Consider the following 19,767-nt stretch of genomic DNA (forward strand, 5'->3'; position numbering starts at 1 on the left):
TATCTCAGCCCCGCTGAATTTACGCAGATTTGCGCGCAGCCATAGCCTCGGCGAAGCGCTCGAACAGGTAGAAACTGTCCTGCGGGCCTGGGCTTGCTTCGGGGTGGTGCTGCACCGAATAGACCGGACGATCGGAGATGCGAATGCCACAGTTGGAGCCGTCGAACAGCGACACATGCGTCTCTTCGACACCGTCAGGCAGGCTCTGCCCGTCGACGGCAAACCCGTGGTTCATCGAGGTGATCTCAACTTTGCCGGTGGCGTTCTCCTTCACCGGGTGGTTGGCGCCGTGGTGGCCGTGGTTCATTTTGACAGTCTTGCCGCCAAGCGCCAGTGCCAGCATCTGGTGGCCGAGGCAGATGCCGAACATCGGCAGATCCGTGGTGTCGAGGATCTGCTGGATCATCGGCACGGCATAGACGCCGGTGGCGGCGGGATCACCGGGACCATTGGAGAGGAAGACACCATCGGGGTTATGGGCCAGCACCTCATCAGCGGTGGCAGAGGCCGGCAGGACGGTCACGTCACAACCCGCCGAGGCGAGGCAGCGCAGGATATTGCGCTTGGCACCGTAGTCGATGGCGACAACCTTGTGCTTGGGGTCTTCCTGACGGGTATAGCCCTCGGGCCAGGCCCACCGCATTTCGTCCCAGCGATAGCTTTGCGCGCAGGTAACGTCCTTGGCCAGGTCGCGTCCTTCGAGGCCCGACCATTCGCGGGCCTTGGCGATCAGTGCTTCGATGTCGAAATTGCCGTCGGGATCATGGGCCAGGGCCACATGCGGGGCGCCCTGCTGGCGGATCGCACGGGTCAGGCGGCGGGTGTCAACGCCGCCGATGGCGATACGTCCGGTGCGGGTGAGCCAGGTTTTCAGCTCTTCGGTGGCGCGCCAGTTGGAGGATTGTGTCGGATCCCATTTCACCACCATGCCTGCGGCGACGGGATCGGCGGTTTCGTCATCCTCGGGGGTGACGCCGGTGTTGCCGATGTGAGGGAAGGTGAAGGTCACGATCTGCCCCGCGTAGGAGGGGTCGGTCATGATTTCCTGATAGCCGGTCATGGCCGTGTTGAAGCAGAGTTCTGCGACGGTTTCGCCGGTGGCACCAAAGCCGTTTCCATAAAAGATGGTGCCATCAGCCAGTGCCAAACATGCGGTGGGCTTGGGTGGGACGGTATCGGCCATGGCGCGACTCTCCAATATGGGCAAAATTCACGGGTATCTAAGGGGTGTGCGCCAAGCCGTCAAGCCTCCGTCGCTGCGATCTGGGCCTGTTTGCGGGGCGAGGCCGGCACCATCTAACGGTGTTTGGGTGCCCCAACGTCATTTGTCTGGCCCCAACTTGAACTTGACTACCACTTTAGGTAAAGATCCGGTTTCCGACTCCGTGGGAATGGACAGATAAATGGATACGCGAACTCGGGTCAATATGGCCCTGAAACAGGCCATGAAGGACCGCGCAGCTGCCCGACTGGCAACCTTGCGTCTGATCAATGCCGCGATCAAGGACCGTGAAATTGCCGACCGGGTCGATGGTGAAGGGGGCGGAATTGGCGATGCAGAGATCCTCGCCATTCTGGGCAAGATGACCAAGCAGCGCAACGAAAGCGCACGCGCCTACGAGGAAGGCGGACGGCTGGACCTGGCCGAACGCGAGCTGGGTGAGATTGCTATCATTGAGGAGTTCCTCCCCAAACAGCTGAGCGACGACGAAATCGCCGAGGCGGTCAAGGCTGCGGTTGCTGATACCGGTGCGCAGTCGATCCGTGACATGGGCAAGGTGATGGGCGCCCTGAAGGGCAAATACACCGGCCAGATGGATTTCGGCAAAGTCGGCCCCCTGGTGAAGGATCAGCTCTGCCACAGCGGCGACTGCTGACGCTGACCTGAGCCAATCGCTGTCAGATCAGAAGCCCGCCACCTTTGGCGGGCTTTTTGCTGGGCATTGGGTTGCCGACCAGGGGGTTGCCCGGGGCTGGTATGTGGATGATTGGCCGAGGTCGGCCGCGCATTGCAGGAAGGTGGCGCGCACCTCAGCGGCAAAGGGATTGTCGCGCAGGATCGCCTGCTGCACGTTAGGGGCATCTCCGGCGACCATCCGGCTGGCCTGTTGCATCAGTTCGAAACTGGCTGTGGTCATCCGCAGGGGACCCGGGGCAACCTGACTGAGCGCCTGGGCGATCAGATGGGTCAGACCCTGTACTGTCGCCAATTCGCGGTCATGGGCCTCGGGTGTGGTCCAGATGACATCGAGCCCGAAGACATGGCGCAGCAGCGCCGCCAGACGCAAGGGGCGCCCGCCGCGTAAGGGGCAGAGAGCGATTTTCTGACCGGCGAGACCCTGCGCGGCGCTTTGGGGGCCGAACAAGGGATGGCTTCCCAGAAGCTGGACCTCAGGCGGCAGGGTCCGCAGCATCACCTCCGCCGGCGCCATTTTGACAGAGCCGACATCCATCACCAATGCGCCGGTGGTGAGAAGCGGTGCAATCTCGTGGCAGAGCTGCTCCATCGCACTGACAGGGACGGCAAGAATGACCAGCGGGCAGGCGGCGGTTTCGGCAAGCGGGCAGAAACGCAGGGACGGGTGTTGCGGCAGGTCACAGCCTGAGGCTGGATCATGCACGCAGATCGGCACCAGCGGCGACAGGTGACGGGCGATCAGCTGGCCAAAGGCGCCAAAACCAATCAGGCCAACGCGGGGAAATCTGGTGGAAAGCGACATCGACATCGGGCTCCGGTCTGTGCCGCGCTGCCGTTGGGATGATGTGAGATGCTGCCTCTGTCCGCCGGAACGCGGCGGGATGAACATCAAGAAATGAGAATACGTCCGCCGTTATGAAAACAGCGGATAATACTGGATCGAAAAGGATACGGACGTATTGAACATATGCCTCTGATACGCGGCGCCCCGGCCAAAGTCAAAGGTGCAGTTATGCGGGGCGCTCCGGCATCGGGGTGTCACGGGCTGTGCCGGTGCAGCGCGGTCTTCAGATCCTCATAGAGCGCCTTGCGTTCCTCCTCGGACAGGAAGGCGCCGATTTCGACCTCTCGGCCACTGCCGCGCAGGGTGACGTAATTCGGCACGGGTCCGTCATCGGCATGCAGCTCGACCTGTGTCCAATAGCGGTTACAACGCCAGTTCTGGCGCTGTCCGGTCGGGTTGATGCGCTCCAGATGCGCTTCGGTGGAGTCCAGCGTCAGCACTTCCAGCACATGCCGGTCACGGCGACTGCGATCCAGCGCCCATTTCACCGCAAACAGCGTCGCTGTCACAAAGGGCAGAACCCCCCAGAGCGCCGCACTGCCCAAAAGGGGGATCATCGGGATGGTGATCAGCGCCGCAAGCACCCCCAGAAAGCGGACATAGCCCTCTGGCGGCAGCGACTGATGCGGCCATAGGTGCAGCTCTTGATTGCTGTCGGTTCGGGCTGTGATCCATTGATACGGCATGGCGTGAATTTAGCGTCCGCCAGCGGCCTGTCCAGCATCTCGACAGGGCCATGCGTCGCAGCTGCAAAAGGGGGGGAACCGGGTCGGTGCTGCGGGCAGAAAGAAGGCCCCGAAGCGGGTGCTCCGGGGCCTGTCTGTCATTCAGTTCATCAACACCTTAGTGCGAATGGGAGCGATCCCAGTCTTCCTGCTTGGGCAGGATTTCGAAGGTGTGCTCCGGCGGCGGAGAGGGCAGGGTCCACTCCAGCGTATCCGCATATTCGTTCCAGTAGTTGTTCTGGGTGATGCGGGCGCCGCGCAGCAGCGAGTAGATCACAACGCCAAAGAACAGCAGGAACGATGCAAAGGACAGGAACGCGCCATAGGACGAGATCTTGTTCCAGTACGCAAAGCCTTCCGGGTAGTCGATGTAACGACGCGGCATGCCCTGACGGCCCAGGAAGTGCTGGGGGAAGAAGGTCAGGTTGGCGCCGATGAAGAACATCCAGAAATGGATCTGGGCGCCCAGCTCGGAGTACTGACGACCGGTCATCTTGCCGAAGTAGAAGTACACACCGGAGAAGATCGCAAAGACAGCACCCAGCGACATCACGTAGTGGAAGTGCGCAACCACATAGTAGGTGTCGTGATAGGCGCGGTCGACAGCCGCCTGCGACAGAACCACACCGGTCACACCACCGACGGTGAACAGGAACAGGAAGCCGAAGGCGAACATCATCGGAGCTTTGAACTCGATGGAGCCGCCCCACATGGTGGCGATCCAGGAGAACACCTTAACCCCGGTCGGAACCGCGATCACCATGGTGGCCAGCATGAAGTAGGCCTGCTGGTTCAGCGACATGCCGACGGTGTACATGTGGTGCGCCCAGACGACAAAGCCCAGAACACCAATCGCGATGATCGCCCAGACCATCGGCAGGTAGCCGAAGACCGGTTTGCGGGCGAAGGTCGCGATCACGTGGGAGATGATGCCAAAGCCCGGCAGGATCACGATGTACACTTCCGGGTGGCCGAAGAACCACAGGATGTGCTGATACAGGATCGGGTCGCCGCCGCCGGCAGGGTCAAAGAAGGTGAACCCAAAGTTGCGGTCCATCAGCAGCATGGTGATCGCGCCGGCCAGAACGGGCAGGGACAGCAGGATCAGCCAGGAGGTGACGAAGATCGACCAGGAGAACAGCGGCACCTTGAACAGGGTCATGCCGGGGGCACGCATGTTCAGGAAGGTGGTGATCATGTTGATCGCACCGAGGATCGAGGACGCACCAGAGACGTGAACGGCGAAGATCGCCAGGTCCATGGAGAAGCCGCCTTCGTTGGTGGACAGCGGCGGGTAGAGAACCCAGCCGACGCCGGAACCGGCCTGGTCGTTGCCGCCCGGTGCGAGGACCGAGGCAACCGCCAGCGAGGTGCCCGCGACATACATCCAGAACGACAGGTTGTTCATCCGCGGGAACGCCATGTCCGGCGCGCCGATCTGTAGCGGCATGAAGTAGTTGCCGAACCCGCCGAACAGCGCGGGAATAACCACGAAGAACATCATCAGGATGCCGTGGCCGGTGATCAGAACGTTCCACAGATGCCCATTGGGGGTACATGCCGCAGACGCATCTGCAAAAAGACGTGCACCTTCAAGGCACATGTACTGAACGCCGGGATCCATCAGTTCAAGCCGCATGTAAACGGTGAACGCGACGGAGATGAAACCAACGATCGCCGAAACGATCAGGTAGAGAATGCCGATATCCTTATGGTTCGTGCTCATGAACCAGCGGGTGAAAAAACCGCGCTCGTCTTCGTGGCCGTGACCATGAATGGCTGCATCTGCCATTAAGGTGCCTCCTGTTGCATAACGATAGGCCAACAAACACCGTCCCCGGCGGGCCTAGACTCATCCTGCGTTTTAGTTCGCCGGCAACAGGCCTTCAATGGCGGAGTTTGATATGGATCAAGAATAATTGTCGCGGGCAGGCCCTTTCGGGCTGCCTTTCTGATCCTTTGGCGCCGTGGTCCGGCGTATGTCACGGCGAAGCGCCCCCCGGCCTTGGGTCGTCCGGGAAGGATTTAGCCGTGTTTTATCGAACGGGCGGTCCTTGTGTGCTTGACCAGCGGGCGATAGCCGCGCAAGTTCCCGTTGATAGCTACGGAGGGCAGATAGTGGCGGTGTACGATCCAAACAATATCTTCGCAAAAATTCTGCTCGGAGAACTGCCAGCGCACAAAGTCTACGAAGACAATGACACGCTGGTGTTCATGGATATCATGCCGCGCTCCGACGGGCATATGCTGGTGATCCCCAAGACGCCCTGCCGGAATGTCCTTGACGCATCGCCGGCCCAGCTGGCGGCGGTCATGGCGACCGTGCAGAAGATCGGTCGGATCGCGATGCAGGCATTTGACGCCCAAGGGATTAGCATTCAGCAGTTCAACGAGGCTGCGGGTGGGCAGGAGGTGTTCCATCTGCATTTCCACGTGCTGCCACGTCGCGACGGCGATACAGTGCGACCACCGGGCATAATGGCCGATCCGGGTGTTTTGCAGGCACATGCGGAGATAATGCGTAAGGCCGTGGACGCCGCCGCCTGATAGAGGCCGCATGTTCTCAGAGTAAGCGATTACCGGCGGGCTGTCCTGGCCTGTCGCGGCTCGTGTTGCTGTGCTGATGCACAGGCGCGAAGTCGCGGACCAGTTATTCTACCTTTGGATGAAATTTATATTGATATGTGTGACCCGTTTATCCTAGGGTCCCGGCAGTCTCGGCCATAGGGCCTGAAGAACTGAGAACTGAACCGATATCGGGAGGGGGCTTGGCAGCGCAGCTGTCCAGGCGGAGCGATGTGGGTTTCATGTTTATGGCGGCCTGTCCCTGGCCTGCCCGTGGTGTCTTTGCAGCGCCCGGCGAAGGGGAACCGGAAATGAAAGTTGCGGCAGTCTCGTATCGGTCGGGGCTGGTTGTGTTCATACCAACCTGCGCAGATGCGCCATGGTTTTGCAAAGTGACGGGCGTTTGGCCTGTGTATGTTGCTGAGGAGGGGCCGTGGGTAAGACGGCAGAGGATAGTGGTGATCTAAGGGGGCTGTCGGACGAGACAGTGGCAGCGGCCGTCTACGGCTCTGTTCTTGGCGCGTCCAATGCGGTCGCCTGGCGGGACCGGCTGATCCGTGCGGGCTATGATGGTGTCGCCGGGAAAGCCAAGAGCGCACTGATAGGATCGACGCCGGTTGGCGCCGGTAAGGCGGTTGCCAGCTCCTGGCAGGGATCTGCGGGCTCTTCTGATGGGGTGGGGCTTTCGGCGCATTTGTCACCTGAAGGCGAGCTTGCCGGGGCGGCGCTGATCGGACGTCACTTTGACCGCGCCATCTATCTCAGGAGTCGCCTGATCGCGGCGCAGAACCATGGATCCTGGCCAGAGCTTCAGGCAGTGCTTCCCTGCGGTGCGAGAAACTGGCTGCTGGTATCGCGCGAGGCGGAGATTCTGGCCGCAGGTGATGACTGGCCGAGTCGTGGGCGCATCACCGCGCCCTGGATCGCTCAGGCCATCGGGGTTGCGGATGCCAAGCTGCCGCTGTGGCACACGCTTTTTGATGAGGATAGCCCGCGCCCAGCACTTACGTTGCTGCGGGGCGAGGGGGGGCGGCTGCTGATGTGCCAAGCGGTGGGCGGCCGCGGGGAGAGGCTGGGCGCCGTCGATGGTCTTTCTGGCGCGAGTCCGTCTGACATGGCTGCATGGCGCGGCCGATTACGGGCCGTGGACCCCTCGGCACCGGCGGTTCTGGTGGAACAGCTTACGACCGGCTGGTCGGATGTGGCGGCAGATCAGGTGGCATTGCGGTTCGGCTTTGATCCGGAGGAAATGTCGCTGCTGCGTCATCTGTTGATTGAGGCCGACTGGATTGAGCTGCGCATCGGGACCGGTGCCGAACGCGGGCCTGAACTTGCCCTTCTGGGCCAGATGCTCAGCAAAACTGCAGCGCCAAACTGCCCTGAGATGCTGCGGTTCCTTGCCTATCTCATGCAGCAGACGACTCGCGATCACGATATAGCTGCGGGTCGCGCGTCACCCCCACAACGCGTACTGAGCCTGGCGTCCGGGCTGACTTCACAATATTTGCAGTTTGGCGCCGAGCGCGGCCAGCCGGTGATCTTTGTCCATGGTATCTTTGACGGGGTTGCGGCGATCCAGCGGCTGCAACCGCAGTTGCGGGCGCGTGGCCTGCGGTGTCTGGCACCTTTGCGCTGCGGCTATGGTGGCTCGGACAGTTTGCCGAGCGGGACTGATCCGATTGATTTATTCGTAACCCAGTTGGATGCGCTGATCGACGCGGAGGGTTTGGTCAATCCCATCCTGATGGGGCATCGCAGCGGATGCCTGTTTGCCGCCGCCGCCGGGCGCAGGCTGCGTGACCGGCTGGGCGGGGTGGTCTGTATCGGCGCGACACTGCCATTGCCCAGTATCGGACATGCAAGGGCCCTGCGCGGGCATCAGCGCGCGCTAGCGCTGAGCGCGGTCCATGCCAGCGCGGTTCTGCCGCTTGTGGTGCGCAGCTGGTCACGGTCCGTGCGGCAAAAGGGGCCGCAGGTCCTGGTGTCGCGCCAGATCGCCCGCGAAAGCGCGGACCGTCAACTCTTGGCCGACCCCGCGTTGAGCGCGGTTCTGGACCAGAGCCACAGGATGATGATGCAGCAGGGGCGCGGCGGCTACGAAATTGATCTGCGGCTGGCGGTTCGCTCGCGCGACATGCGCCATTGTGCCAAGGCCGCGCCGACCATCTATCTGCATGGCGGAGAAGATACCGTGACGCCGGTCGACAAATTGCAGGCCGCGCTGGGGAGTGGTCACGCCAACCTTCAGATCCGGGTCAGCAAACGCGCCGGTACCATGCTGCTCTATGCCCAGCCGGAGCTGGTGTTTGCAGCGATCGACGACCTGCGTCAGCGCATGACGTCATGATCGGCCTGTCGCGCAACGGGGGCTGACGCCTAGTCGAGGGCACAGGTATCGGTTGTGGCAAAGGCGAAATCGAAACATTGCTTCAGCGCCACATCCACATCCGTCATCGTGACCGGCAACCCCAGATCCACGAGGCTGGTGACGCCAAATTCGGTGATGCCGCAAGGGACGATGCCGTCAAAATGGCTGAGGTCGGGCTCCACGTTGATCGAAATGCCGTGAAAGCTCACCCATTTGCGCAGGCGGATGCCGATTGCAGCGATCTTGTCCTCGGTCTTCTCTCCGTTGGGCCGCAGGGGTTTGTCGTCCCGCTCCACCCAGACGCCGACACGGCCGTCGCGGATATGGCCGGTCACGTTGAACCGGTCGAGCGCCAGGATCACCCAGCGCTCCATCTGGCGGACGAAACAGCGCACATCGCGGCCCCGTTTGGCGACATCCAGCATGACGTAAACCACGCGCTGGCCGGGTCCGTGGTAGGTATATTGTCCGCCGCGCTTGCTTGCGTAGACCGGGAAACGGTCGGGGTCGGTCAGATCGTCGGGCCGCGCCGAGGTGCCGGCCGTATAGAGCGGGGGATGTTCAACCAGCCAGATACATTCCTCGTGGGTTCCTGCGGCAATACCAGCCGCACGCTCCTCCATGAAGGTGACGGCCTCGTCATAGCCGGTCAGGCCGGAGGTGGTGATCCATTCAACCATCGACGGTGTCCTTTGTTATGACTTTTGTAACCACTATAGAGCAATGCGCGGAATTTTCTGGCCTGCGTGATGGGTCGTGCGCTACCGTGATTGCGTGTATTCATCAATGGGGGGGACGCGTAATATGTTCTCAAAATCTCTTAAAACTACATTGGCAGCATCAATTCTGGCGACCTCCGGCGCTGCTCCGGCGGTTGCCGACAATCTTGGCGCGGCGCTGGTCGGCAGTATCATCGGCGGCGTGATCGTCAATGAAGCGCATAAAAACCGCGCGCGCAAACAGCCAGTGACCCGCAAACGGACCTATTCGCCCGCGCGGGCGCAGAACCGTGAAACGCAGACGGCGCTGAATTACTTCGGCTTTCCCGCCGGCTCCCCCGATGGCGTGATGGGGCGCAAATCCCGCAGCGCCGTGGCGCAGTATCAGGGGCATATGGGTTTCCCGGCGACCGGGCAGCTGACACAATATGAACGGGATTTCCTGGTGTCGTCCTACAGCCGCGCTCAGATTGGCGGCCCGCAGGTGATCAAGGCGATGCAGGGCCCCAATGGCGTCCGCGGGCTGTTGCGGATCTGGCGGGATGAGGCGACCGGCACCCGCAGCGCGAGTGCAGCCGGCTATGGCAGCTACGGCGGCCTGCCGTTTGAAGTCAGCCAGGCCGTGGATGAAATCGCGGCCAGCGCCGATCCCAGCGCCGAACAGCTGTTGCAACGTTCGGGTTTCATGCAGCTGGCGGATCTGAACGGCGATGGCAAGAACGACTACATGATCGACACCTCGGTGTCCGGCAGCTCCTTCTGGTGCGGTGCGTCGCATTGCTCCGTCATGGTCTTTGCCTCAACGCCGCAGGGCTATCAGCGCAATGACTTCATGGCGCGGGGCGTCACGACGGCAAACTTCGCCTGTCATCAGGGCGTCTGCCGGATGACGGATGAGCCGACGTCGGGCACGGTTCAGGCGGCTGTGCCAACCCCGGCCCCTGCGCCCGCACCCGCTCCGGGAGCAACTGTGCTGGCCTCCGCGCCGCAGGCCGTCGCTCCGGCGCCTGCTCCCGCACCCGCTCCTGCCGGAGGCGGGCTGGCCGGCATTCAGCTGTTCCAGCAACCGGCACCGGCGGCAAGCACCGCGTCGCTCACCAGCCATTGCAGCAAGGTCAGCCTGCTCACCAGTTCCAACGGTGGCTATATGACCGTTGCCAATCTGCGCGACCCGGAGCTGGCATTGGGAGAGCAGTTCTGCCTGACCCGGTCCTATGCGATCAATTCCGGCGAAGCGCTTGTGGCCAAGGTTCAGGGAGTAAGCCAGGCACAGGTCGACAGCCAGTGCGACGCCTTTGGGCCTGCTGTTCAACCCTATCTTGCCAAACTGGCGACCACGGGCAGTGACGCCTTGATTTCCGACGTGCAGAAATTTGTGCTGCAATCCAACATGTCGATCGAGCAGCTGTCCAATACCGCCGGGATCTGCCTGTTCTCGGGGTATCGCCGTGACAATATGGAGGTGGCGCTAGGAGCGGCGCTCATCATGGTTGGTGTCGGCCAGCGTCCCTATGCCGAGCTGATCGGCCATCACCTGGCGCAGGGCTTTGGCGTTGCGAAATCGCCCGAGCAGGCACAGGGCTGGTATCAGACAGCGGTTTCCGCGCTGGAGGCCGGGGTTGATCCGGTCTTCGCACCCGGACAGCCGGAACGAGTCGCCCTGATCAAGGCCGCCGCTGCGGGCCTGACCGGCGCATTGGCACAACCGGTACCGGCGTCCAGCACCGCAGCCGCGCTGCCGAGTTTCTCAACGGACTGATCGGTTTTCACACCATCAGACCTGTCAACGGGGGCGGAATGATCATCCGCCCCCGTTCCTTTTTCGGGCGAGCAGAAAAGCCTGAGAAATGATCATTTTGCATCTTCACAACCGTCCCGCGCTCGTCTATACGCCGCTACACCAAGTCAAGACAGTGCGGTCGTGGCGGAATTGGTAGACGCGCAGCGTTGAGGTCGCTGTGGGGTAACACCCGTGGAAGTTCGAGTCTTCTCGACCGCACCATTTCACATTTTGATGTGAAGACATCCAAAAATCCAAAACTCTCAGCATCTTGCACCCTGCGGAAAACGGTCTATCTGTCGTAGGCCCATGGTGGTTTGATGGCCGCGTTGAAGATGGTTCTTGTCCCAAGAGCCATCGCTTTTCGTCGGCATTCCAGGGGCTTGACAGGAAATCGCTCACAGGCTCGATCGTTTCACCGAGGGGGAGGCCGATTGGTTTCTGGCAGGATGCGTGACTCACGGTTCGAAAACTGAGTGTTGACCATGTCTGATCTCTTCTAGCTGACGGATGCGCAGCTAGCGAGTTTTTTTTCGCTCTTCCCGGGAGCCGATGGCGAACCCCACGTTGAAGGCAGGCTGCTTCTCCTGAAAGAAACCTCCAACAAAGTCGGTGTTTTGCAGAAAGTATGCCTAATAGAAAACCACCGAGAGCGGGGCTCCCGGTGGTCTATTTGCTGTGCATCAGAAGGCTAGGAAGCGCCTCTGAATGCGAAGGTCATGCTGCGTCCGACTGTCGAGACATCAGGTGCCGCAGGTTACCCGCATTTGCTGTGGCCGCAGCTGCGGCAGGTCATGCAGCCTTCCACCATCTGCAGATCGTATTGGCCGCAGCTGGGGCAGGGTTTGCCGCGTGGAGCATTGAGGGAAACCACTTCCGCTTGCGGATCTGATTTCAGCCCCATGCCTTCACCTTCGATGAAGCCGGTTGCCACCATATGGGTTTCAATCACGCCGCCGATCGCCGCCAGAATGGAGGGGATGTATTTGCCTTGCACCCAGGCGCCGCCCCGCGGATCGAAGACCGCTTTCAGCTCCTCGACGACAAAGGACACATCGCCGCCACGGCGGAACACGGCCGAGATCATCCGGGTCAGCGCCAGCGTCCAGGCATAGTGCTCCATGTTCTTGGAGTTGATGAAGACCTCAAACGGGCGGCGGTGGCCGTTGATGATGATGTCGTTGATGGTGAGGTAAATGGCGTGCTCGGAATCCGGCCACTTCAGCTTGTAGGTGTGGCCTTCCAGAGACTGCGGGCGGTCCAGCGGCTCTGACATATAGACCACTTCGGCGCCATTCTCGCCCATATCGCTTTGATGCGGTGCATCGGCGCTTTCGCCCGGCGCCTTGTCGGAGCTTTCGCTGACGGTCAGGACTGAGCCGGTTACGTCATTGGGGCGATAGGTGGTGCAGCCTTTGCAACCAAGGTCCCAGGCCTGCATGTAGACGTCCTTGAACTCATCAAAGGAAATGTCTTCGGGGCAGTTGATGGTCTTGGAGATCGACGAGTCGATCCATTTCTGCGCCGCCGCCTGCATCTTAACGTGGTCGGAGGGGGGCAGGGTCTGGGCGTTGACGAAATAGTCGGGCAGCTCCTTGTCGCCGAATTTGTCGCGCCACATCTGCACGGCGTAATCCACGACTTCCTCTTCAGTGCGGCTGCCGTCCTTTTGCAGGACCTTGCGGGTATAGGCATAGGCAAAGACGGGTTCGATCCCCGAGGACACGTTGCCCGCATAAAGCGAGATGGTGCCGGTCGGTGCGATGGAGGTCAGCAGCGCGTTGCGGATACCGTGTTCGCGGATTGCGTCGCGCACATCCTCGTCCATATTCATCATGGTGCCCGACGCCAGGTAGGCGTCCGCATCGAACAGCGGGAAGGCGCCTTTTTCCTTGGCCAGATCCACCGAGGCCAGATAGGCCGCGCGGGCGATCGCGTGCAGCCAATCCTCGGTCTGCCGCGCGGCTTCGTCCGAGCCATAGCGCAGCCCCAGCATCAGCAGTGCGTCGGCAAGGCCTGTTACACCAAGACCGATGCGGCGCTTGTTCTGGGCTTCCTGTGCCTGGGCCTCCAGCGGGAATTTCGACACGTCTACAACGTTGTCCATCATCCGCACCGCGGTGGCGACCAGCTCTTTCAGGGCCTGCGGATCCAGTTCGGAGTCTTTCTCGAAGGGGTTCTTGACCAGGCGCGCCAGATTGATCGAGCCAAGCAGGCAGGCGCCATAGGGGGGCAGGGGCTGTTCGCCGCAGGGGTTGGTGGCCGCGATCTGTTCCACGTAGGACAGGTTGTTGGCCTTGTTGATGCGGTCGATGAAGATCACACCGGGTTCGGCGTAATCATAGGTCGCCTGCATGATCTTGTTCCACAGGTCCCGCGCCTGGACGGTGTGATAAACCTTGTCACCAAAAACCAGATCCCAGGATCCATCTGCCTTTACCGCTTCCATGAAGGGGTCGGTGACCAGCACGGACATGTTGAACATGCGCAGGCGGGCGGGGTCGGATTTCGCGGTGATGAAGGCCTCGATATCGGGATGGTCGCAGCGCATGGTCGCCATCATCGCGCCCCGGCGCGAGCCTGCGGACATGATGGTGCGGCACATGGCGTCCCAGACATCCATGAAGCTGAGCGGGCCAGAGGCGTCTGCGGCAACACCTTTCACATCGGCGCCGCGCGGACGGATGGTGGAGAAGTCATAGCCGATGCCACCGCCCTGCTGCATGGTCAGCGCGGCCTCTTTCAGCATGTCGAAGATGCCAGCCATGCTGTCGGGGACGGTGCCCATCACGAAGCAGTTGAACAGGGTCACCTGCCGCGCGGTGCCGGCACCGGCGGTGATCCGACCAGCGGGCAGATACTGGAAGTCCTCAAGCGCGCCGTAGAATTTGTCCTCCCACATCTTGGGATCGGTCTCAGCCCGTGCCAGGTCGCGGGCGATGCGGCGCCAGCTGTCTTCGACGGTCTGGTCGATGGGGGTGCCATCGGCCTGTTTGAAACGGTATTTCATGTCCCAGATCTGTTCGGCAATCGGGGCGGCAAAGCGGCTCATATGGCGAATCCCTATGGTCGGTCGTGGCAAGGTGGCGGCCTGACTACACCAGCCGCGCCGATATCCTCAACGCAGAAATCGCGCGGAGGCGTAAATTTATCATCATCGTACCACAACACCTTGTCGATCTGCCAGTCTGACCTACAATATAGAGTTGATCATCTGGACGACTCTGTGGGCATCTTGTGGATAACTATATCAACCTCGTGAAACTTTCCGTTGGGACTGAAACTGTTGACGGGCTGGCAGCCTGGCAGGCGGAGTACCGCAAGCAGTTGCCGGAGGGATTGCCGCGCCATGTTACGCGGATGTGGCCCAAGCGCGAAGCGGAGATCCTCAATGGTGGGTCGATCTATTGGGTGATCAAGGGACAAATCCAGTGTCGTCAACGCATTTTGCGGCTGGACGAGGTGATCGGTGGCGACGGAATCCGCCGCTGTGCAATTGTTCTGGAGCCGGAAATCCACCGTACACAGGTCGCAACGCGGCGGGCTTTTCAGGGGTGGCGCTATCTGAAGCCGGAGGACACGCCGCCGGATCTGCGAAAAGGGCGTTTGGCAGAAAAGCCGTTGCCGCCTGAGCTGTCGCAGGCGCTTGCGGAAATCGGCGTGATCTGACCAGCCGACGACCAATCGGCTATGATCGCCTATGTGTCAGGGGCGCAGTGACGCAAAAAAGGCCCCTGCCGGGGCCTTCATCAGGTCGCTTCACGCGGCAGTAACTTCGCGGTCCGTCGGTGGCGGCGCTGGACCGTCAGGAGGGCTCTTTTCCTACATTCTCTTGAAATGCGGTCTCAAAAGCGGCCTGTTTCTCGACAGAGGCCTCGGTCTGATAGTTGGCTTTCCATTCATCCATGGTCATGCCGTAGAAGCTTTCACGTGCCTCGGCTTTTCCCATCTCGATGCCGCGTTCATTGGCGGCTTCCTGATACCAGCGCGACAGGCAATTGCGGCAGAACCCTGTGAGATTCATCATGTCGATGTTCTGCACATCGGTGCGGTCTTCCATCAGGTGCTGGCGCAACCGGCGGAAGGCGGCCGCCTCTAGTTCGATCTGGGTCTGCTTGTCCATGTCGGGCTCCTTCCATGACACTATCTGCGTGACTAGCAGTTGCACCCGGGCGGAGCAACTCGCACCGATGGTCGCGCCCTATCGGGTGTCAGAGACCTGATTTGTTCAAGGCGCAGGGCAGTACATTGGCCAGACGTTCGGCCCAGTCCTGCTGCTCGGCCGCACTGGCAATCAGATCGTTGCGCAGTTCGATCAGCGTGTTTGGGCGCGCATGGGCGGTACCATGTCGATCCAGCGTATCGCCGGGCAGATAGCCTGTGTAGGGCGCATTCACGCCGACGCAGAGGTCCGGCTGCGCCTTCATCTCGGTGACGATATGGGGCGACAGGGGCTCGTTGTCAGGTGACAGGATTCCGATGTGCCAGGGCCGTGGCGGACGTCCGCGCAGCTGGCGGGTGAAGGAGTGGATGGACACCAGAATTGCGTCGGGCCGCATCAGCAGCTCGGCCAGGGCATCATGATAGGGGTGGTAGCAGGCCGCCATCCGCGCCGTTCGCTCGGCCGCATCGGCGTGGCGGTTGCCGGGAATGATGGTCCCGTCGTAGAGTTTCATAAGCAGGGTTGGATCATCCGGGCCACGGTTTGGATCAATCACCAGTCGCGAGAAATTGGAGGCGATGACCGGCGCATCCAGAAGCTGCCCCAACTGCTGTGCCACCCCATAGGCGCCGATATCATAGGCAATGTGGCGCTCCATGTCCGCGCGCGGCAGGCCAAGTTCGCCGTTGTTCACAAAGGGGGGGACATGATTGGTGGCGTGATCGCAGCAGATCACCCAGCGGGCAGGGCGCCCGGCCCCATGCAAGAAGAATGGTGAATATGTCATCTGTCCGTCGCCATTTGATGATGAAGCTTTAGGGGAGTTGCGGCAAAATGGGAATTAGGCGATAAGCGCCGCAGCAATGTTTGCGATAACACCGTTCCAGCCGATGAAGAGGATGACCCCATGAGAAGATCGCGCAATGTAAAGATTGTTGCCACCCTTGGGCCGGCATCCGAAACCTATGAGACCATCCGTGCCCTGCATGAGGCGGGTGCAGATGTGTTCCGTCTGAACATGTCGCACGGCAGCCACGAAGAGATTGCCGCCAAACATGCGATTATTCGCAAGGTCGAGGCCGATCTGGACAGCTCGATTGCCATCCTCGCCGACCTTCAGGGGCCGAAGCTGCGTGTCGGCGTCTTTGCCAATGGTTCGGAGGAGCTGGTCGAAGGTGCGTCCTTCCGGCTGGATCTGGACAAGGCAGAGGGTGACGTGAATCGCGTCTGTCTTCCCCACCCCGAGATTTTCGAAGCCCTGCAGCCCGGTGCCCATCTGCTGGTCAACGATGGCAAGATTCGCCTGAAGGTGGAGACCTGCGGCAACCACTTCGCCAATTGTACCGTCACCACAGGTGGGACAATCTCCAACCGCAAGGGGGTGAATGTTCCCGATGTGGTGCTGCCGCTGGCGGCCCTGTCGGAGAAAGATCGCGGCGATCTGGAATTTGTCTGCGGGCTGGGCGTCGATTGGCTGGCGCTGTCCTTTGTTCAGCGCGCCAAGGACGTCTACGAGGCACGTGGTCTTGCGGATGGTCGCGCGGCAGTGCTGTCGAAAATCGAAAAACCGGCTGCGGTCGACAATTTCGATGAAATCCTAGATGCCTCCGACGGGATCATGGTTGCGCGCGGCGATCTGGGTGTTGAACTGCCGGTTGCTGCAGTGCCGCCGATCCAGAAACGTCTGGTGCGTCGCTGCCGTGCAGCTGCCAAACCGGTGATCGTGGCCACCCAGATGCTGGAAAGCATGATCGAAAGCCCGATGCCGACCCGCGCCGAAGTCTCCGATGTGGCAACCGCGATCTACGAGGGGGCGGATGCAATCATGCTCTCCGCTGAATCCGCGGCAGGCCAGTACCCGATCGAAGCGGTGAAGACGATGGATAATGTCGCCACCGAGGTAGAGGTGGATCCGACCTATAGCCAGATCATTGCCTCTTCCCGCTCGGCCAAGGGCGATACCGTCGCCGACGCGATTGTCGCTGCCGCGCGTGAAATCGCCGAGAAGACCGAGATCAAGGCGATCTGCTGCTATACCCAAAGCGGCACCACCGCGCTGCTGACCGCACGGGAGCGTCCGGGCGTGCCGATCATTGCGCTGACGCCGCTGAACCGGACAGCCCGCCGTCTGGCGCTGAGCTGGGGCTGCAACTGTGTGGTGACGCCGGATCAGGAACGCTTCAAAGGCGCTGTGGTCGGTGCCGCGCGTGCCGCCCGTTCCGGCGGCTTCGCCGGGGAAACCGATCAGATCGTCGTGACGGCCGGTGTGCCTTTCAACGTTCCGGGCACCACCAACATCCTGCGTGTGGCACCCTGCGATGAACGTTTGATCTACAGCACCGACCCGGAGTAACCTGAACGCGTCTTAGTCTTCTGCGAGGACGCGCAGCATGGATACGGATCTGGCACTGGTGCTTGGGTTGTTGCTGGCTTTTCTGGCAATACCCGCGCTGTTGTCTGCCGCTACCGACCGCCGCACCCCCAGGGTGTCGGCGGTTTTTCTTGTCGTGGCGGTGGGTCTGCTCCTATATGCGTTCAGTACAAAATCCGGCGGGTATCAGATCGACGATATCCCGAAAGCCATTTTCCGGGTGATTGGCCGCTTTACCTGAGCGTCATGGCGCGCGCTGACTGTCGAGGCCGCGCTGACTGAACCTCAAGGAGGGCGGATTGGCCGTCTGCTCGAAGAATCTGCTTGCCCTTATGGTCCAGCTTGCGTAAACGGCAGCCCTGTTCGCGTGGCCGGCCCAATGTGGCATGCCGAGTCGCGCATAGACCGAACCCGCATTGAAGGAGACGGAAATGCCCAAAATGAAGACAAAATCGAGCGCCAAGAAGCGCTTCAAAGTGACCGCGACCGGCAAGGTCCTCGCAGGTCAGGCCGGCAAGCGCCATGGCATGATCAAGCGGACCCGCAAGTTTATCCGCGACGCCCGCGGCACCACTACCCTGTCGGCACCCGACGCAAAGATCGTCAAGGGCTTCATGCCCTACGACCGCTAAGAGGAGATCTGAGATATGTCCCGCGTTAAAGGTGGTACCACAACTCACGCCCGTCACAAGAAAGTCATCAAGGCCGCAAAAGGCTACTATGGCCGTCGCAAGAATACCTTCAAGGTCGCGCGTCAGGCTGTTGACAAGGCAAACCAATACGCAACCCGCGACCGTAAGAACCGCAAGCGGAATTTCCGCGCGCTGTGGATCCAGCGGATCAACGCAGCTGTGCGTAGCCACGACGAGGCTCTGACATACTCCCGCTTCATCAACGGCCTGACCCTGGCCGGTATCGAAGTGGACCGCAAAGTGCTTGCCGATCTGGCCGTACACGAGCCCGAAGCATTCGGTGCCATCGTGAAGCAGGCACAGAGCGCACTGGCAGCCTAAGCTTAGGCGCAAGACAATTCCGAAAGGGCCGCTCTGCAAAGGGCGGCCCTTTTGCTGTTGCTGATCTGCTAGAGAGGCAGGCTATACGGTCTGACGGAGGCGGGGAGGCTGCCGGATTGTCGCGATTGCCGCCCGATTGGCAGAGAACCGGTTCAAAAGCTTGCTTTCAGCTTCTGCTGTGGTAGCAGGGCTGCAGCATTATTCAGGGGACCGTCATGGACGATCTTAAAGCAAAATATCTCGGGCAGATCGCCGATGCTGCCGATGAAAACGCGCTGGAGACCATCCGGGTTGCAGCAGTTGGGAAAAAGGGCGAAGTCGCGCTGAAGATGCGTGAGCTGGGCAAGATGACGCCTGAAGAGCGTCAGGTTGCGGGTCCGGCCCTGAACGCGCTGAAGGATGAGATCAACGCCGCACTCGCCGCCAAGAAGGCCGGGCTGGCCGATGCCGCATTGGATGCGCGCCTGCGGACCGAATGGCTGGACGTCACCTTGCCGACCCGCCCGACGCGCAGCGGGACTCTGCATCCGATCAGCCAGGCCAGCGAGGAGTTGACCGCGATCTTTGCCGAGCTGGGTTTCTCCGTTGCCGAAGGTCCGCGTATCGACACCGACTGGTACAATTTCGATGCGCTGAATATTCCCGGCCACCATCCGGCACGCGCTGAGATGGACACGTTCTACATGCACCGCGCCGAGGGCGATAACCGCCCGCCGCATGTGCTTCGCACCCATACCAGCCCCGTCCAGATCCGCTCGATGGAGAAGATGGGTGCGCCTTTGCGCATCATCTGTCCGGGTGGCGTTTACCGCGCTGATTACGACCAGACCCACACGCCGATGTTCCATCAGGTCGAAGGCCTCGCGCTGGACAAGAACATCTCCATGGCGAACCTGAAATGGGTGCTGGAAGAATTCGTGAAATCCTTCTTTGAGGTGGACAGCGTCGATCTGCGTTTCCGTGCGTCGCATTTCCCCTTCACCGAACCGTCGGCCGAGGTTGATATCCGCTGTTCCTGGAAAGATGGCACCTTGAAAATCGGTGAGGGTGACGACTGGCTTGAAATCCTTGGCTCCGGCATGGTGCACCCCAAGGTGATTGCCGCTGGCGGGATCGACCCGGACATCTATCAGGGGTTTGCGTTCGGGATGGGGATCGACCGGATCGCGATGCTGAAATACGGTATTCCTGATCTGCGCGCCTTCTTCGACAGCGACCTGCGCTGGCTGCGCCACTACGGTTTCCAGTGTCTCGACGTGCCGACGCTGCACGGTGGTTTGAGCCGCTAGGCCCGGATGACGG

At 61.0% G+C, this 19,767-nt stretch carries 18 protein-coding genes and 1 tRNA gene; 11 read left to right on the forward strand and 8 right to left on the reverse strand.

The features are described from left to right. Positions 1–19 precede the first annotated feature (19 nt). Complete coding sequence (gene carA, locus WLQ66_RS02190; protein ID WP_260087337.1) at positions 20–1,183, reverse strand: glutamine-hydrolyzing carbamoyl-phosphate synthase small subunit; 1,164 nt, start codon at positions 1,181–1,183, stop codon at positions 20–22. Positions 1,184–1,403: 220 nt separating this feature from the next. On the opposite strand from carA, the gene WLQ66_RS02195 reads away from it, so the two are divergent. Beyond that, the gene (locus WLQ66_RS02195; protein WP_260087338.1) at positions 1,404–1,877 is read left to right on the forward strand and encodes a GatB/YqeY domain-containing protein; all 474 of its coding nucleotides are present in this window, start codon (positions 1,404–1,406) and stop codon (positions 1,875–1,877) included. A 27-nt stretch (positions 1,878–1,904) separates the two neighbouring features. Here WLQ66_RS02195 and WLQ66_RS02200 read toward each other — a convergent pair whose 3' ends face one another. The 3 genes from WLQ66_RS02200 to WLQ66_RS02210 form a co-directional block, all read right to left on the reverse strand. After that, positions 1,905–2,726, reverse strand: coding sequence for a prephenate dehydrogenase/arogenate dehydrogenase family protein (locus tag WLQ66_RS02200; protein ID WP_340544697.1), 822 nt, complete (start codon positions 2,724–2,726; stop codon positions 1,905–1,907). Positions 2,727–2,956: 230 nt separating this feature from the next. Continuing rightward, positions 2,957–3,448 carry a DUF2244 domain-containing protein gene (locus WLQ66_RS02205; protein ID WP_340544699.1) on the reverse strand — a complete coding sequence of 164 codons (492 nt, stop codon included), beginning with the start codon at positions 3,446–3,448 and terminating at the stop codon, positions 2,957–2,959. Positions 3,449–3,605: 157 nt separating this feature from the next. Continuing rightward, on the reverse strand, positions 3,606–5,279 hold the full coding sequence (locus WLQ66_RS02210) for a cytochrome c oxidase subunit I (protein WP_340544700.1): 1,674 nt from the start codon (positions 5,277–5,279) through the stop codon (positions 3,606–3,608). Positions 5,280–5,605: 326 nt separating this feature from the next. On the opposite strand from WLQ66_RS02210, the gene WLQ66_RS02215 reads away from it, so the two are divergent. Together WLQ66_RS02215 and WLQ66_RS02220 are read left to right on the forward strand one after the other, a co-directional pair. Then, on the forward strand, positions 5,606–6,034 hold the full coding sequence (locus WLQ66_RS02215; protein ID WP_340546286.1) for an HIT family protein: 429 nt from the start codon (positions 5,606–5,608) through the stop codon (positions 6,032–6,034). Between the two features lie 451 nt (positions 6,035–6,485). Then, positions 6,486–8,399: an alpha/beta fold hydrolase gene (locus tag WLQ66_RS02220; protein WP_340544702.1), complete on the forward strand. Its 1,914-nt coding sequence runs from the start codon at positions 6,486–6,488 to the stop codon at positions 8,397–8,399. A 29-nt stretch (positions 8,400–8,428) separates the two neighbouring features. On the opposite strand, the gene lipB is transcribed toward WLQ66_RS02220, so the two are convergent. Continuing rightward, the gene (gene lipB, locus WLQ66_RS02225) at positions 8,429–9,100 is read right to left on the reverse strand and encodes a lipoyl(octanoyl) transferase LipB (protein WP_340544703.1); all 672 of its coding nucleotides are present in this window, start codon (positions 9,098–9,100) and stop codon (positions 8,429–8,431) included. A 124-nt stretch (positions 9,101–9,224) separates the two neighbouring features. Between lipB and WLQ66_RS02230 the strand changes: the two genes are divergently transcribed. Beyond that, positions 9,225–10,898 (forward strand): peptidoglycan-binding domain-containing protein, encoded by a 1,674-nt coding sequence (locus WLQ66_RS02230; protein WP_340544704.1) that lies wholly within the window; start codon positions 9,225–9,227, stop codon positions 10,896–10,898. Positions 10,899–11,054: 156 nt separating this feature from the next. Beyond that, a tRNA-Leu gene (locus tag WLQ66_RS02235) sits at positions 11,055–11,141 on the forward strand. Positions 11,142–11,676: 535 nt separating this feature from the next. Here WLQ66_RS02235 and WLQ66_RS02240 read toward each other — a convergent pair. Beyond that, positions 11,677–13,971 (reverse strand): adenosylcobalamin-dependent ribonucleoside-diphosphate reductase, encoded by a 2,295-nt coding sequence (locus tag WLQ66_RS02240; RefSeq protein WP_340544705.1) that lies wholly within the window; start codon positions 13,969–13,971, stop codon positions 11,677–11,679. Positions 13,972–14,156: 185 nt separating this feature from the next. Between WLQ66_RS02240 and WLQ66_RS02245 the strand changes: the two genes are divergently transcribed. Further along, on the forward strand, positions 14,157–14,588 hold the full coding sequence (locus WLQ66_RS02245; protein ID WP_340544706.1) for a DUF1489 family protein: 432 nt from the start codon (positions 14,157–14,159) through the stop codon (positions 14,586–14,588). Positions 14,589–14,724: 136 nt separating this feature from the next. On the opposite strand, the gene WLQ66_RS02250 is transcribed toward WLQ66_RS02245, so the two are convergent. Both WLQ66_RS02250 and WLQ66_RS02255 read right to left on the reverse strand, forming a co-directional pair. Further along, entirely contained in the window at positions 14,725–15,042 is a 318-nt protein-coding gene (locus WLQ66_RS02250) for a DUF1244 domain-containing protein (protein ID WP_340544707.1), read from the reverse strand. 88 nt (positions 15,043–15,130) lie between these two features. Next, positions 15,131–15,868 carry an N-formylglutamate amidohydrolase gene (locus tag WLQ66_RS02255; protein WP_340544708.1) on the reverse strand — a complete coding sequence of 246 codons (738 nt, stop codon included), beginning with the start codon at positions 15,866–15,868 and terminating at the stop codon, positions 15,131–15,133. Positions 15,869–15,988: 120 nt separating this feature from the next. On the opposite strand from WLQ66_RS02255, the gene pyk reads away from it, so the two are divergent. From pyk to pheS, 5 genes are all read left to right on the forward strand, one after another. Then, positions 15,989–17,434 carry a pyruvate kinase gene (gene pyk, locus WLQ66_RS02260; RefSeq protein ID WP_340544709.1) on the forward strand — a complete coding sequence of 482 codons (1,446 nt, stop codon included), beginning with the start codon at positions 15,989–15,991 and terminating at the stop codon, positions 17,432–17,434. A 37-nt stretch (positions 17,435–17,471) separates the two neighbouring features. Then, complete coding sequence (locus WLQ66_RS02265; RefSeq protein ID WP_340544710.1) at positions 17,472–17,693, forward strand: hypothetical protein; 222 nt, start codon at positions 17,472–17,474, stop codon at positions 17,691–17,693. A 190-nt stretch (positions 17,694–17,883) separates the two neighbouring features. Beyond that, on the forward strand, positions 17,884–18,084 hold the full coding sequence (rpmI, locus tag WLQ66_RS02270) for a 50S ribosomal protein L35 (RefSeq protein ID WP_014873788.1): 201 nt from the start codon (positions 17,884–17,886) through the stop codon (positions 18,082–18,084). A 15-nt stretch (positions 18,085–18,099) separates the two neighbouring features. Next, complete coding sequence (rplT, locus tag WLQ66_RS02275) at positions 18,100–18,465, forward strand: 50S ribosomal protein L20 (protein ID WP_014873789.1); 366 nt, start codon at positions 18,100–18,102, stop codon at positions 18,463–18,465. A 215-nt stretch (positions 18,466–18,680) separates the two neighbouring features. Further along, on the forward strand, positions 18,681–19,754 hold the full coding sequence (pheS, locus tag WLQ66_RS02280) for a phenylalanine--tRNA ligase subunit alpha (protein ID WP_340544717.1): 1,074 nt from the start codon (positions 18,681–18,683) through the stop codon (positions 19,752–19,754). The last annotated feature ends 13 nt before the right edge of the window (positions 19,755–19,767 follow it).

Source organism: Phaeobacter sp. A36a-5a (assembly GCF_037911135.1).
In the GTDB taxonomy this organism is placed as follows: domain Bacteria; phylum Pseudomonadota; class Alphaproteobacteria; order Rhodobacterales; family Rhodobacteraceae; genus Phaeobacter; species Phaeobacter bryozoorum.